10 protein-coding genes and 1 tRNA gene are annotated in these 14,970 nt (G+C 68.0%); 8 read left to right on the forward strand and 3 right to left on the reverse strand.

Features of this window, described 5'->3' with window-relative positions:
- Positions 1-44: 44 nt before the first annotated feature.
- From ACGFIF_RS04840 to ACGFIF_RS04865, 6 genes are all read left to right on the forward strand, one after another.
- A complete protein-coding gene (locus tag ACGFIF_RS04840; protein ID WP_393151498.1) occupies positions 45-845 on the forward strand; it encodes a hypothetical protein in 801 nt (266 codons plus the stop codon).
- A 394-nt stretch (positions 846-1,239) separates the two neighbouring features.
- On the forward strand, positions 1,240-5,763 hold the full coding sequence (gene gltB, locus ACGFIF_RS04845) for a glutamate synthase large subunit (RefSeq protein ID WP_393151500.1): 4,524 nt from the start codon (positions 1,240-1,242) through the stop codon (positions 5,761-5,763).
- Positions 5,763-7,229 carry a glutamate synthase subunit beta gene (locus ACGFIF_RS04850; RefSeq protein WP_393151502.1) on the forward strand — a complete coding sequence of 489 codons (1,467 nt, stop codon included), beginning with the start codon at positions 5,763-5,765 and terminating at the stop codon, positions 7,227-7,229. Before gltB ends, ACGFIF_RS04850 begins: the two co-directional genes overlap by 1 nt.
- A 98-nt stretch (positions 7,230-7,327) precedes the next feature.
- Positions 7,328-8,878, forward strand: coding sequence for a metallophosphoesterase (locus ACGFIF_RS04855; RefSeq protein WP_393151504.1), 1,551 nt, complete (start codon positions 7,328-7,330; stop codon positions 8,876-8,878).
- Between the two features lie 100 nt (positions 8,879-8,978).
- Positions 8,979-10,430: a pyruvate kinase gene (gene pyk, locus ACGFIF_RS04860; protein ID WP_393151506.1), complete on the forward strand. Its 1,452-nt coding sequence runs from the start codon at positions 8,979-8,981 to the stop codon at positions 10,428-10,430.
- Positions 10,431-10,629: 199 nt separating this feature from the next.
- Complete coding sequence (locus tag ACGFIF_RS04865; RefSeq protein WP_393151508.1) at positions 10,630-11,439, forward strand: SGNH/GDSL hydrolase family protein; 810 nt, start codon at positions 10,630-10,632, stop codon at positions 11,437-11,439.
- A gap of 42 nt (positions 11,440-11,481) precedes the next feature.
- Here the strand turns inward: ACGFIF_RS04865 and ACGFIF_RS04870 are convergent, their stop codons facing one another.
- The 3 genes from ACGFIF_RS04870 to ACGFIF_RS04880 form a co-directional block, all read right to left on the reverse strand.
- Positions 11,482-11,838, reverse strand: a complete 357-nt coding sequence (locus ACGFIF_RS04870) for a VOC family protein (protein WP_393151510.1) — start codon at positions 11,836-11,838, stop codon at positions 11,482-11,484.
- A gap of 61 nt (positions 11,839-11,899) precedes the next feature.
- Positions 11,900-12,649 (reverse strand): transcriptional regulator, encoded by a 750-nt coding sequence (locus tag ACGFIF_RS04875; RefSeq protein WP_393151512.1) that lies wholly within the window; start codon positions 12,647-12,649, stop codon positions 11,900-11,902.
- Between the two features lie 47 nt (positions 12,650-12,696).
- A tRNA-Leu gene (locus tag ACGFIF_RS04880) sits at positions 12,697-12,770 on the reverse strand.
- Between the two features lie 118 nt (positions 12,771-12,888).
- Here ACGFIF_RS04880 and ACGFIF_RS04885 point away from each other — a divergent pair.
- Together ACGFIF_RS04885 and ACGFIF_RS04890 are read left to right on the forward strand one after the other, a co-directional pair.
- Positions 12,889-13,479, forward strand: a complete 591-nt coding sequence (locus ACGFIF_RS04885; protein ID WP_393153635.1) for an ANTAR domain-containing response regulator — start codon at positions 12,889-12,891, stop codon at positions 13,477-13,479.
- 181 nt (positions 13,480-13,660) lie between these two features.
- Positions 13,661-14,902 carry a branched-chain amino acid ABC transporter substrate-binding protein gene (locus ACGFIF_RS04890; RefSeq protein ID WP_393151514.1) on the forward strand — a complete coding sequence of 414 codons (1,242 nt, stop codon included), beginning with the start codon at positions 13,661-13,663 and terminating at the stop codon, positions 14,900-14,902.
- The last annotated feature ends 68 nt before the right edge of the window (positions 14,903-14,970 follow it).

Raw genomic sequence — 14,970 nt, forward strand, 5'->3', positions numbered from 1 at the left:
AACTCGGTCGCTCGCCGGCGGGCGCCGTGACTAGGGTCGGCCAGATGTTCCCCGGCGAGATCGATGTCCAGCCGTCCACCTACCTCGACCACCTCGGCACCATCTTCGCCCGCTTCGGCGCCGCCACCCAGGACTCCGGCAACATCTCGTACGGCGTCCAGACCGCCGGCCACAGGTACTTCGTCAAGACTGCGGGCGACCCCGCCGCCACCGCGCCGTACCTCGACTTCGCCGGCCGGGTGGGCCTGCTGCGCAACGCCGCGCTGCTCGCTCGGGACGTCGTACACCCGACCATGCCCAGCCTGCACGCGGTCATCGAGTCACCAGGCGGCCCACTCCTCGTCTACGACTGGCGCGACGGCGAGCACCTCGGCACCAACCGCGACGACCCCACGAGCCCTCATCAACGCTTCCGCGCCCTGCCCGCCGACGAGATCCTCGTCGCCTTCGACGCGCTCTACGACCTGCACGCCCGCCTCGACGCGGCCGGCTGGGTCGCCGGCGACTTCTACGACGGCAGCCTGCTCTACGACTTCGCCAACCACCGGCTGACCGTCATGGACCTCGACAGCTACCACCACGGCCCCTACCGCAACCACATGGGTCGCATGTTCGGCTCCACCCGTTTCATGGCTCCCGAGGAGTTCGCCCTGGGCGCCCCCATCGACACCCGCACCACCGCCTACGTAATGGCTCGAACCGCCCTCATCTACCTGACTGAGCCGACCGAAGCCCAGCACGCCGTACTCCAGGAAGCCACCACCACCCGCTACCCCACCTACTCCGCCTTCCACGAGGCCTGGCAGACCGCCTCCTCCACCACGACCATCAACCGCTCCACGTGATCCCCGGCGCTCTACGGTCGCCAGACGGTCCCGCAGTAAGCCGCGAGTACCCCAAGCAGGCTCGTCCAGCGGAAGCCGCGCAAACCGGCCTAGAGCGGCAGCCACGGCCACCGGCCCGCCACGACGGGAGGGTTGCCAGGTCATAGTGATGGGTTACCGGCCGCCGGGTGTCTCAGCAGGTGAATTTCAGGTGAGGTGGGTGGTTGTGGAAGAGGGTTGCTGGGAAGATGAAGGGGCAGGTAGTGAGCGCTTGCTTACTAAGAGTGAGTAGGGTGTTGTGACGGTGGAATGGGCGTCCAGATGTCGGGCGTCATGAGGTAGTCTCGGGACTCCCGGCTTGGGCCAATGTTGTCCCGCGGCCAGTTGTTGACCGTAGGACGACGGGAGCTCCTGAATGTTTGGTCGCCCCCCATTCCCGAGCGAGGGTCTGTACGACGGACAGCACGAGCATGACGCTTGTGGTGTCGCCTTCGTCGCGACCCTGACCGGTGAACCCAGCCACGACATCGTGGCGAAGGCTTTGACCGCCCTGCGCAACCTCGAGCACCGCGGCGCCTCCGGCGCCGAACCGGACTCCGGCGACGGCGCCGGCATCCTGATCCAGATCCCGGACGCGTACTACCGCAAGGTGTGCGACTTCGAGCTGCCGGTGCAGCGTGCGTACGCCACCGGTATCGCCTTCCTCCCGGCCGACCCGGACGACGCCGACAAGGCGATCGCCCGGATCGAGGAGCTCGCCGCGGAGGAGAGTCTGACCGTCCTGGGCTGGCGCGACGTACCGACGGCACCGGACCTGCTCGGCGCCACCGCCCGTTCGGTGATGCCGACCTTCAAGCAGCTGTTCGTCACCGCCAAGGCCGGCCGCGTGCTCGGCCTGGCGCTGGAGCGGATGGCCTTCCGGCTGCGGAAGCGGGCCGAGAAGGAGACCGAGACCTACTTCCCGTCGCTGTCCGGCCGGACCATCACCTACAAGGGGATGCTGACCACCGACCAGCTGGACAAGTTCTTCCCCGAGCTGACCGACGCCGACCTCGCCTCCGCGATCGGTATCGTGCACTCGCGGTTCTCCACCAACACGTTCCCGTCCTGGCCGCTGGCCCACCCGTACCGGTACATCGCCCACAACGGTGAGATCAACACCGTCCAGGGCAACCGCAACTGGATGCGCGCCCGCGAGGCGCTCCTGGCCAGCGACCTGATCCCGGGTGACCTCGAGCAGCTCTACCCGATCTGTACGCCGAGCGCGTCGGACTCGGCCTCGTTCGACGAGGTGCTGGAACTGCTCCACCTCGGCGGCCGGTCGCTGCCGCACGCGATGCTGATGATGATCCCGGAGGCGTGGGAGAACGCCACCACGATGGAGCCGCAGCGGCGTGCCTTCTACGAGTTCCACTCGACCCTGATGGAGCCGTGGGACGGCCCGGCGTCGGTGGTCTTCTCCGACGGCACCAAGGTCGGCGCGGTGCTGGACCGCAACGGTCTCCGCCCGTCGCGCTACTGGGTCACCGAGGACGGTCTCGTCGTCCTCGCCTCCGAGGCCGGGGTCCTGGACATCGACCCGGCCACCGTCACCGAGAAGGGCCGGCTCGAGCCGGGCCGGATCTTCCTGGTCGACGTCGAGGCGCACCGGATCATCACCGACTCCGAGGTGAAGAACGCGCTCGCCGCCGAGCACCCGTACGACGAGTGGCTGCACGCCGGCCTGATCCGGTTCGAGGATCTGCACGAGCGCGAGCACGTGGTGCACAGCCACGCCTCGGTCACCCGGCGCCAGCAGGTGTTCGGGTACACCGAGGAGGAGCTGCGGGTCCTCCTCACCCCGATGGGCCGGTCCGGCGCCGAGCCGATCGGGTCGATGGGCACCGACACGCCGATCGCCGTACTGAGTGAGCGGCCGCGACTGCTGTTCGACTACTTCGCCCAGTTGTTCGCCCAGGTCACCAACCCGCCGCTGGACGCGATCCGCGAGGAGCTCGTCACCTCGCTGTCGTCGTCCCTGGGCCCGGAGGCGAACCTGCTCAACCCGAGCCCGGCGTCCTGCCGTCAGGTGGTGCTGCCGTTCCCGGTGATCACCAACGACGAGCTCGCCAAGCTGCGCCACATCAACCTGGACGGCGACATGCCCGGCCTGGCGACCACGGTGCTGCGCGGTGTGTACGACGTCGAGGGCGGGGGAGAGGCGCTGGCCGCGCGGCTCGCGGCGATCTGCGCCGAGGCCGACGCGGCGATCAAGGACGGCGCCCGCATCCTGGTGCTGTCCGACAGGCACTCGAACGCCGACAGCGCGCCGATCCCGTCGCTGCTGCTGACCGCCGCGGTTCATCACCATCTGGTGAGGGAGAAGACCCGCACCCAGGTCGGTCTGGTCGTCGAGGCCGGTGACGTCCGCGAGGTCCACCACGTCGCCCTGCTGATGGGATACGGCGCGGCCGCGGTCAACCCGTACCTCGCGCTCGAGTCGGTCGAGGACCTGTGCCGCCAGGGCACCTATCTGCCGGGGATCGAGCCCGAGCAGGCGGTCCGCAACGTGGTGAAGTCGCTCGGCAAGGGCGTGCTCAAGGTCATGTCGAAGATGGGTGTCTCGACGGTCGCGTCGTACACGGGTGCCCAGATCTTCGAGGCGACCGGTCTGTCGCCCGAGCTGGTCGACACCTACTTCACCGGTACGTCGTCCAAGCTCGGCGGACTCGGGCTCGACACGATCGCCGAGGAGGTACGCCGCCGGCACCTGCGCGCGTACCCGGCCGACGGCATCCTGGCCGCGCACCGCAAGCTGGAGATCGGCGGCGAGTACCAGTGGCGGCGTGAGGGCGAGCCGCACCTGTTCGACCCGGACACCGTGTTCCGGCTGCAGCACAGCACCCGGACCGGGCGCTACGACATCTTCAAGCAGTACACCTCCCGCGTGGACGAGCAGTCCGAGCGGCTGATGACGCTGCGCGGGCTCTTCGGCTTCAGCTCGGACCGGGAGCCGATCCCGGTCGACGAGGTCGAGCCGGTCAGCGAGATCGTCAAGCGGTTCTCGACCGGTGCGATGAGCTACGGCTCGATCAGCGCCGAGGCGCACACCACACTGGCGATCGCGATGAACCGTCTCGGCGGCAAGTCGAACACCGGTGAGGGCGGCGAGGACTCCGACCGCCTGCACGACGCGGTACGGCGGAGCTCGATCAAGCAGGTCGCGTCCGGCCGGTTCGGCGTCACCGCGGAGTACCTGACCAACTCCGACGACATCCAGATCAAGATGGCGCAGGGCGCGAAGCCCGGCGAGGGCGGTCAGCTGCCCGGTAACAAGGTCTACCCGTGGGTGGCCAGCACCCGGCACTCGACCCCGGGTGTCGGCCTGATCTCGCCGCCTCCGCACCACGACATCTACTCGATCGAGGACCTGGCTCAGCTGATCCACGACCTCAAGAACGCCAACCCGCAGGCGCGCGTGCACGTGAAGCTCGTCTCCGAGGTCGGCGTCGGCACGATCGCCGCGGGGGTCAGCAAGGCGCACGCGGACGTCGTACTGATCTCCGGCCACGACGGTGGTACCGGTGCGGCTCCGCTGACGTCGCTGAAGCACGCCGGTGGTCCGTGGGAGCTCGGTCTGGCCGAGACCCAGCAGACCCTGCTGCTCAACGGGTTGCGCGACCGGATCGTCGTACAGACCGATGGTCAGCTGAAGACCGGCCGGGACGTCATCGTCGCGGCACTGCTCGGTGCGGAGGAGTACGGCTTCGCCACCGCGCCGCTGGTGGTGTCGGGCTGCATCATGATGCGGGTCTGCCACCTGGACACCTGCCCGGTCGGCGTCGCCACGCAGAACCCGGTGCTGCGCGAGCGGTTCTCCGGCAAGCCCGAGTTCGTGGTGAACTTCTTCGAGTTCATCGCCGAGGAGGTCCGGGAGTACCTGGCCGAGCTCGGCTTCCGGTCGCTGGACGAGGCGATCGGGCACGCCGAGGTGCTGGACATCCGGCGCGCGGTCGATCACTGGAAGGCCGACGGGCTCGACCTGTCGCCGATCCTGCACGTGCCGTCGTTGCCCGAGGGTGCGGCACGGCACCAGACGGTCCTGCAGGACCACGGTCTGGACAAGGCGCTCGACAACGAGCTGATCCGGATCTGCCGGCCGGCGCTGGAGACCGGTGAGCCGGTCCGGGCGCAGCTGCCGATCCGGAATGTCAACCGGACCGTCGGCACCATGCTCGGTCACGAGATCACCAAGCGGTACCGGGCCGCCGGCCTGGCCGACGGCACCATCGACCTGACCTTCACCGGGTCGGCCGGCAACTCGTTCGCCGCCTTCGTCCCGCGCGGTGTGACGCTGCGCCTCGAGGGTGACGCCAACGACTACGTCGGCAAGGGTCTGTCCGGTGGCCGCGTGGTGATCCGGCCCGATCGGCACGCGCGGTTCGACGCGGCCGACCAGATCATCGCCGGCAACGTCATCGCGTACGGCGCGACCTCGGGCGAACTGTTCATCAGCGGTGGGGCCGGGCAACGGTTCTGTGTCCGGAACTCCGGGGCCACCGCGGTCGTCGAGTCGGTCGGCGACCACGCCTGCGAGTACATGACCGGTGGGCGCGTCGTCGTACTCGGCGCCGTCGGCCGGAACTTCGCGGCGGGCATGTCGGGCGGCGTGGCCCACGTGCTCGACCTGGACCACGCCTTGGTGAACCCGGAGCTGGTGGATCTGCACCCGGTCACCGAGGACGAGTCCGAACTGCTGCACGACCTGGTCCGCACCCACCACGAGGAGACCGGTTCGGAACGGGCGGCCAAGCTGCTCGCCGACTGGCCCGCGGCGGCGGCCAGGTTCACCACGGTGATGCCCCGCGACTACGCCCGGGTGCTGGCGGCCAAGGCGGCCGCCGAGCGGGACGGGCTGGACGAGGACGCCACCACGCGAGCGATGATGGAGGCCATCTGATGGCTGACCCGAAGGGATTCCTGACCACCCCGCGGGAGGTCGCCGAGCGGCGTCCGGTCGAGGAGCGGGTAAAGGACTGGAAAGAGGTCTACCCCGGTGGGCCCGGCAAGGCGCTGCTGCCGATCATCACCAAGCAGGCCGGACGTTGTATGGACTGCGGGATCCCGTTCTGTCACAGCGGCTGCCCGCTGGGCAACCTGATCCCGGAGTGGAACGACCTGGTCTGGCGGGACGACTGGTCGGGTGCGATCGAGCGGTTGCACGCGACCAACAACTTCCCGGAGTTCACCGGCCGGCTCTGCCCGGCGCCGTGTGAGCCGGCCTGCGTGCTCGGCATCAACCAGCAGCCGGTGACGATCAAGAACGTCGAGGTCGCGATCATCGACAAGGCCTGGGAGGCCGGTGACGTCAAGCCGCAGCCACCGGAGTGGCTGACCGGCAAGACGATCGCCGTCGTCGGCTCCGGCCCGGCCGGCCTGGCCACCGCGCAGCAGTTGACCCGCGCCGGTCACACCGTCGCGGTCTACGAGCGGGCCGACGCCCCGGGCGGTCTGCTGCGCTACGGCATTCCTGAGTTCAAGATGGAGAAGGAACAGGTCGACCGCCGGATCCAGCAGATGAAGGAAGAGGGCACGGTCTTCCGCTCCGGCGTCAACGTCGGCGTGGACGTCACCGGGACCCAGCTCAAGCAGCGGTACGACGCGGTCGTCATCGCCACCGGTGCGACCGCGGCCCGGGACCTGCCGGTGCCGGGACGCGAGTACGGCGGCATCCACCAGGCGATGGAGTACCTGCCGCAGTCCAACCGGGTCGCTCTCGGCGAGACCGTCCACGACCAAATCGTTGCCACTGGCAAGGACGTGGTCATCATCGGTGGCGGTGACACCGGTGCGGACTGCCTCGGTACGGCGCACCGGCAGGGTGCTCGCTCCGTCACCCAGCTGGAGATCATGCCGCGGCCCGGCGACGACCGGCCGGCCGGGCAGCCGTGGCCGACGTACCCGATGATCTACCGGGTCGCCTCGGCGCACGAGGAGGGCGGCGAGCGAGTCTACTCGGTCTCGACCGTCAACTTCGAAGCCGATGCCGACGGCAACGTGGCCGGGCTGAACCTGGTCGAGGTGGAGTTCAAGGACGGGAAGTTCAGCCCGATCGAGGGCACCGAGCGGACCATCCCGGCCCAGCTCGTGCTGCTCGCGATGGGCTTCCTCGGCCCGGAGCGCGAGGGCTTCCTCGAGCAGCTCGGTGTCGAGCTGGACGAGCGCGGGAACGTCAAGCGGGACAAGAACTACCAGACCTCGGTCGAGGGGGTCTTCGCCTGCGGCGACGCCGGCCGCGGTCAGTCCCTGATCGTCTGGGCGATCGCCGAGGGCCGCTCCTGCGCCAACGGTGTGGACACTCATCTGACCGGATCGTCCACCCTGCCGACCCCCATCCCGCCGACAGCCCGCCCGCTGGCTGTCTGAACCGATCGCGATGAACCGGGCCGTAGGCAACAAACTGTTGCCTGCGGCCCGCAGCGGTTCGAGATGCATCGGTTTGCCCGGACCAATACGGTTGACCCATGGCTAGCCGCCTCGTGACCAGAGCCCGGCTCCGTGCGATCGCACCGTGGGCCGCGCTCAGCATGCTCTGGCTGGTCACCTCGGTCGCGGTCGGCATGTTCGGATTCGCCAACGACTCCGAGCGGGTCACCATCGGTGCCCACGCCGCCACCGTCTCCCCGACCTTCGACGGCCACGCCACGCTCGATCTCGGCGCCGTACTGCCGCGGCTGCGCCTCCCCACCCACACCGCGATCGGCATCGGCGTCAACATCGACGTCCAGGAGACCGACGCCGACAACCTCACCGAGCTGCTCAACCGCGACGCCCTGATCGCCTCCCAGCCGGACGGTGAGATCGCGCGGATCCGGCAGGTGATCGAGGAGATGGCCGTCGACAACGCGGTCGCCGGCGCCGGTACCGGTCTGCTGGTCGCGGTCGCGGTCGCAACGGTCTGGACCGCTCTCGGTCCGCGCCGCCGGCGTGAACTGTGGGACCTGGTGCACAAGCACGAACGCCGGGTCGAGCACCGGGCGATCGTCGTACTGGTCGCGATGCTGATCACGATCGCGTCGATCTTCGGCCCGGGCCAGATGCGAGCGGCCGAAATGCCGCCGACCGCGTGGCGCCCGCTCCACGAGTTGCTGCCCGAGCTCTCCTTCGACGAACGGCTCAAGGGGGTCGAGGTCGCGTCCGGGTTCTCCACCACCGGCGGTGTCGGCGTCATCCGTACGGCGGTCGAGACGTACGAGCGATCCACCGAGTTCTACGGCCGGCTGCAGGAGCGGGTCACTCGGGTCGGCGGCCGGATCCACCAGGCGAGCGAGGGCGAGACCGTCGCGCTGCTGGTGTCGGACCGGCACGACAACATCGGTATCGACCGGTTCGCCTCCGAGGTGGCCGAGGTGGCCGGGGCGAAGGTGCTCATCGACGCCGGTGACGACTCCTCGGCGGGACAGTCGTGGGAGGTGTTCAGCATCAACTCGCTGCGCCAGCACTTCAAGGACCTGAAGGTGGTCGCGGTGGCCGGCAACCACGACGCCGGCGGGCACATCGAGGACGCGATGCGCAAGAACGGGTTCACCGTGCTGGACAGCAAACCGGTCGAGGTGGAGGGGATCCGGTTCCTCGGCGACAGCGATCCGACCCGGACCGGGCTGGGCAGTGCGGACTCCCAAGGTGACGAGACGATCGCCGAACAGTCCGAGCGGCTCGCCGACATCGCCTGCGAGCAACCCGACGACAAGCGGATCTCCACGTTCGTGGTGCACGACCCTTCGTCGTTCGCGGACACGGCGGCGCGGGGTTGCGCGACGCTGCTGCTGTCCGGGCATCTGCATCGCCAGGTCGGGCCGGAGCACAAGGTGGTCAACGGTCGTCCGGTCACGACGTACACGAACGGCACGACCGGGGGAGCGGCGTACGCCTTCGCCCTCGGCTACACGTTGCGCCGGCCGGGTGAGGTCACCCTGATCACCTACTCCGACGGCCAGCCGATCGGCCTGCAGACCGTGACCGCCGAGCTCAGCGGCGAGGTCACCGTCGGGGCCTACACCCCCTTGCCTTCTTGACGATTCAGCGGTTGTACCGGATCGACGTCAGCTGTTGACCGTCCAGTAACGGGGGGCGGACCAGCGGGCCAGTGGTCTTGTAGGAGTAGGGTTTTGTGACGTGCGTCGCGCAAAGATCGTTTGTACGCTTGGCCCGGCTACGGCCGCCCCCGAGCGCATCCTGGAACTCGTCCAAGCAGGTATGGACGTCGCAAGGCTCAACCTGAGCCATGGTGCCCATGCCGAGCATGAGCGCATCTATCAGCGGATCCGCACCGCAGCGGCCGAGACCGGCAAGAACGTCGGCATCCTGGTCGACCTGCAGGGCCCGAAGATCCGGCTGGCCGAGTTCGCCGAGGGCAAGGTCACGCTGACCTACGGCGAACGCTTCACCATCACCACCCGGGAGGTCCCCGGCGACGCGACCATCTGCGGTACGACGTACGACGGTCTGCCCGGTGACGTGAAGCCCGGCGACCAGCTGCTCATCGACGACGGGCGGATCGCGCTGGTCGCCGAGGAGGTGACCCAGACCGACGTCGTCTGCCGGGTCACCGTCGGCGGGCCGGTGTCGAACCACAAGGGCATCAACCTGCCGGGTGTCTCGGTCAGCGTGCCGGCGCTGTCGGAGAAGGACGCCGAGGACCTGCGCTGGGCACTGCACCTGCCGGCCGACATGATCGCGCTGTCGTTCGTCCGGGACGCCGCCGACGTCCAGCTGGTGCACAAGATCATGGACGAGGAGGGGCTGCGGGTCCCGGTCATCGCCAAGATCGAGAAGCCGCAGGCGGTGGCCAACCTGGACGAGATCATCGAGGCCTTCGACGGGTTCATGGTGGCCCGCGGCGACCTCGGCGTGGAGCTCCCGCTGGAGGAGGTCCCGCTGGTCCAGAAGCTGATCATCGACCAGGCCCGGCTGAACGCGAAGCCGGTCATCGTCGCCACCCAAATGCTCGAGTCGATGATCTCCGCGCCGCGGCCGACCCGGGCCGAGGCCTCCGACGTCGCGAACGCCGTCCTGGACGGTGCCGACGCGGTGATGCTGTCCGGCGAGACCAGCGTCGGCCGGTTCCCGATCGAGACGGTGACGACGATGGCGCGAATCGTCGCCTCCACCGAGCAGCACGGGCTGAGCCGGGTCAAGGAGATCGAGTGGGAGCCGCGCACCAAGGGCGGCGTGATCGCCCGGGCCGCCGCGGACGTGGCCGAGCGGCTGGACGCGAAGTTCCTGGTCGCGTTCACCCAGAGCGGTGACACCGCCCTGCGGCTGGCCCGCTACCGCACCGAGATCCCGGTCCTCGCCTTCACACCGGTCCCGTCGGTCAGCTCCTGGCTGAGTGTCGTCTGGGGGATCGAGACGCACATCGTCCCCACCGTCGACCACACCGACGAGATGGTCCGTCAGGTCGACCAGCGCCTGCTCGAACTCGGCAAGCTCAAGAAGGGCGACCTGGTCGTCATCGTGGCCGGCTCACCCCCCAGCATCCCCGGCTCCACCAACGCCCTCCGTGTCCACCGGATGGGCGACGCCATCGAAGGCATCGCCCCGGCGTACCGAACCCCCAACCCGTAACAGCACCTGGTCTCGGGGCGGGCAGTCACCTGACTGCCCGCCTCAGCCATGTCTTCAGTCCGGCCGGCGACGGATGCCGGGGCGGGTACACGGGCACTCGCCTGCGTCCGACGAACACGTCGTACCGCTGTCGTGGCTCTTTCGCGTTTCGGATGATGCCGGCCGGGTACCAAGCTCGCAGTTCTGCGAGGAGTTGGCCATGCGTCGATCAGTAGTGTTCACCGTCCTGTTGACCTTGGTGCTCGCCCTTGGCGGCACCACACCTGCTCAGGCGCTCCCGGCGCCGTCGAGCATGGCCTCGATCGGGGACTCGATGACGCGGGCGGCCGACGTCTGCTGCTGGTACGGCGACCATCCGGCGAACTCGTGGAGCACGGGCGGCGCAAGTTGGGACGGGATCACCAGCAACTACGAGCGGCTGCGTGCTCTCAACCCGGCGATCTCCGGTCGCAACTACAACGACGCCCGGTCCGGCGCCCGGATGGCCGACGCCCCGGCGCAAGCGCAGCTCGCAGTCACCCAGCAGGTCGGTTACGTGACGATCCTGATGGGTGCGAACGACGCCTGCACGTCGACTCCCGCCTCGATGACTCCGGTGGAGACCTTCCGCAGCCAGTTCCGCCAGACCCTGCAGACGTTCGACGCCGGCCTGCCTGGTTCGGCGCGCATCTTCGTGGCCAGCGTTCCGGATGTGTATCGGCTGTGGCAGATCTACCACACCGACTTCTTGGCGAGGGTGGTCTGGGAGGCGGCCAGCATCTGCCAGTCCCTGCTGGCGACGGAGCGAACCGAGGCCGAGCGGCAGGCGGTACGTGCGCGCGTGATCGCCTTCAACGCCGTACTCCGGGACGAGTGCGCAAGCCTCGCGAGGTGCCGATTCGACGACAACGCCGTCTTCAACTTCCAGTTCAGCCGCAGCCACGTCAGCCGACTCGACTACTTCCACCCCAGCCTCACCGGCCAGGCCGCCCTGGCCCAAACCACCTGGCTCCACTCCTGGTGGACCTGAGCCCTCGACCGCCGGGTATCCTGACCGGCCGGTCCGCGGTGCTCAGTCCGGCAGGTCGTAGGCAACCGGGTGGAGCGGCTGATACACCGGCAAGCTGGCACCGCTGGGCAGCGGGATACTCGCGAGCCGCCCCCACCCCGCCTCGGTGATCTCGCGCGACACCTCGACCCCAGCCTCAGCCAGCTTGTCCAGCAACGCCTCGATGTCCTCGCACATCAGATAGAACTCGTGCCGCTCAGCCCCATCACTGGGATGCACCGCAACCTCCGCCGGCGGCAACCGAAAGATCAACCACCCCGCCCCCGCATCAACCTGCGGAAACCCCAGCACCTCCCCGATGAACTCCCGATCAGCCTCAGCATCCCCGCTGTAAATGATCACGTGCGACCCGACAAACACAGTCCACTCCTCTCGCCGCAACTCACGGTAGACCCCGGCCGGCCGCCGACCGGCAGAGTCGCTAGGACTTCGGCCCGATGAATTCGTCGAGAGTTGTGACTGCCTCTCGGCGTGCGACCGACAATGCGTTTCGGCGCGGCATCCGCCAGCGGATCTTCAACAGATCGAGCGCCCATTGGCACAGCGCCATGATGTCCGCGGACTCGTTGGAGAACATGTAGCGCGGATAGTCGTATCTCTTCCGTACGCCGCCCACCGTCCGGACGGTCCAGTTCGCGACTCGGCACCCGTCGGAGTTGAACAGTCCGCGGAGGAAGAGCCCGGGGTGCTGGGCAACAATCTGCCGCTGCCAAACCGCGAGTTCGATCCGGCGTTGGTGCTTCGGACCAGGCCCGTGCTGAGGGAACAGGCACGGCCAGTGCTTCCAGTAAGAGACGACGGACGTATGGCCGACCGCCTGAACGCGGTGGACCGGCCGACTCGGGTGTACGGCGACGATCGCCGCTTCCGCCTCGTCGATGAGTCGCGGATAGGCGTCGTCGCAGGCGATCCGCAAGGCATAGACATCTTTCCTGTGCTTCGAAAGACATCCGTCGCCAAGGTAGAGCCCTAGTAGATGCGCGTACGACGACGTCGGCGGCTGCCTGTTCGTGCACCGCGGACAGTCGCTCGGGAAGGGCCTACTACCCTCTCGGTCCCGCCAGTCACGGAGCGTGGCGCGACTGATCCCAAGCCGCTTGCTGATCGCGTTGAGACTCTCACCGCCAGCCATCGCGGCGCGCGCGGTGGCTCGCATCTCGTCGTCGTACATGACCCGAGGTTGCCAGCCACGACCGACAGATTCGGTCGCTCGATTTGTGCCCTGGGTGGGACTCGAACCCACACTGTATGGTGTTTGAGACCATCATCTCTGCCGATTGGATTACCAGGGCTTGCGGACCAAGATCCTAGCCCATGGCCCCGGTGGAACTGCGAACCGCCCACCCGCGTGTAGCAACGCCGACCTCGATCGGTCCGGCGCTCGATCGCAGCACGATCGGCCTCGATACAGTGTCGGGTGTGACTGCGAAGCGTGTGGTGATTGCTGAGGATGAGGCGTTGATCCGGATGGATCTGGCCGAGATGCTGGCCGAGGAGGGGTACGACGTCGTCGGGCAGGCGGGGGATGGGGAAGAGGCCATCCGGCTGGCGACGGAGCATCGGCCTGATCTGGTCATTCTCGACGTCAAGATGCCGAAGCTGGACGGGCTGAGTGCGGCCGAGAAGATCGCCGGTGAGCGGATCGCGCCGGTGCTGATGCTGACCGCGTTCTCGCAGCGCGAGCTGGTCGAGCGGGCCCGCGACGCCGGCGCGATGGCGTACCTGGTGAAACCGTTCTCCAAGGCCGACCTGCTGCCCGCGATCGAGATCGCCGCGTCCCGGTACGTCGAGCTGGCCGAGCTGGAGCGTGAGGTGGCCGACCTGGCCGATCGGCTGGAGACGCGCAAGCTGGTGGATCGGGCCAAGTCGATCCTGCAGACGAAGTTCGGGTTGTCCGAGCCGGACTCGTTCCGGTGGATCCAGAAAACCGCCATGGACAAAAGAGTTTCCATGCGTCAGGTCGCGGAGTTGGTCGTTGACGAGGCTGGCGGTAGTGACTGACTCACTCTCCGCGTACAGCGCTGAGCGGGCGTACAGTACTGACTGCCTTCCACGCTACTTACCGCTGTAACGACCTCACAACACACGCTCTGTGACATCGCCTCAAGAGCCACCAGAGGTCTAACCTGCGGGTGCTCGCGGCATTCGCGGGAGTCCGAGGATCTGCTCGGACTATCCAGACATGGGAGGAACAGTGCACCAGCGTTCCGTAGTACGGGTCGGCGCGTCGCTGATCGTTGCGTCGTTGGCCCTGACTGCGTGCGGTTCGCGCAGTGGCGACGACTCTGGCGGGGGCTCCGGAGATGCGACCAAGACCGCCAAGATCGGCGTGATCGCGCCTCTGTCAGGAGACCTGTCGGCGCTGGGTCTGGGTATCCAGCACTCGGTCGAGCTGGCCGTGAAGCAGGCCAACGACTCCAACGCGATCCCGGGCTGGAAGCTCGAGGTCGACGCCAAGGACGACGAGGCCAAGCCGGAGCCGGGGAAGAACGCGGCCACCGCGCTCGCCAGTGACGCCGACGTGATCGGCGTCGTCGGCACGCTGAACACCAGCGTCAGCCAGCAGGTCCAGCCGGTTCTCGCACCGAAGAACATCGTCCAGGTCTCGCCGGCCAACACCGGCCCGGGCCTGACCCAGGGCGCCAACTGGCAGACCGACCCGAAGCGGCCGTACGCGACGTACTTCCGCACCTGCACCACTGACGCGGTCCAGGGTCCCTTCGCTGCTCGCTACCTGTACGAGACCGCGAAGATCACCAAGGTCGCCACGATCCACGACAAGAAGGCGTACGGCCAGGGCCTGGTCGGCACCTTCACCGAGGAGTTCAAGAAGCTGGGTGGTCAGGTCGTCGCGGCCCAGACCATCAACCCGGACGACTCGAACTACCAGGCCGTGATCTCGGCGGTCAAGCCGTCCGCCCCGCAGGCGGTTTACTACGGCGGCGAGTACCCGCAGGCCGGTCCGCTGTCGCAGCAGATGAAGGCCGCCGGCCTGAACGTGCCGCTGATGGGTGGCGACGGTATCTACGACCCGAAGTTCATCACCCTGGCCGGTAAGACCGCCGACAACGACCTCGCCACCTCGGTCGGCGCCCCGGTCGACGCGCTCGAGTCGGCGAAGAAGTTCGTCGCCGACTACAACGCGGCCGGCTTCAAGGACCCGTACGCGGCGTACGGCGGCTACTCCTACGACGCTGCCAACGCGATCATCAACGCGCTGAAGACGTCGCTGAAGGACGCCAAGGACGTCGAGTCGGCGCGCCAGGCCACGGTCGATGCCATGAGCAAGGTTTCGTTCGACGGTGTCACCGGTAAGGTCGCGTTCGACCAGTACGGCGACACCACCTCGAAGGTTCTGACCGTCTACAAGGTTGCCGGTGGCAAGTGGACCACCGTCGAGACCAAGGACTTCGAGACCAAGTAATCGAGTCGACCTCATGTCTCGGGGGTGGGAGCTGATCCTCCCACCCCCGTGGCATGTCGGAACTGAGG

This window comes from Kribbella sp. NPDC049174 (assembly GCF_043197365.1).
Classification (GTDB): domain Bacteria; phylum Actinomycetota; class Actinomycetes; order Propionibacteriales; family Kribbellaceae; genus Kribbella.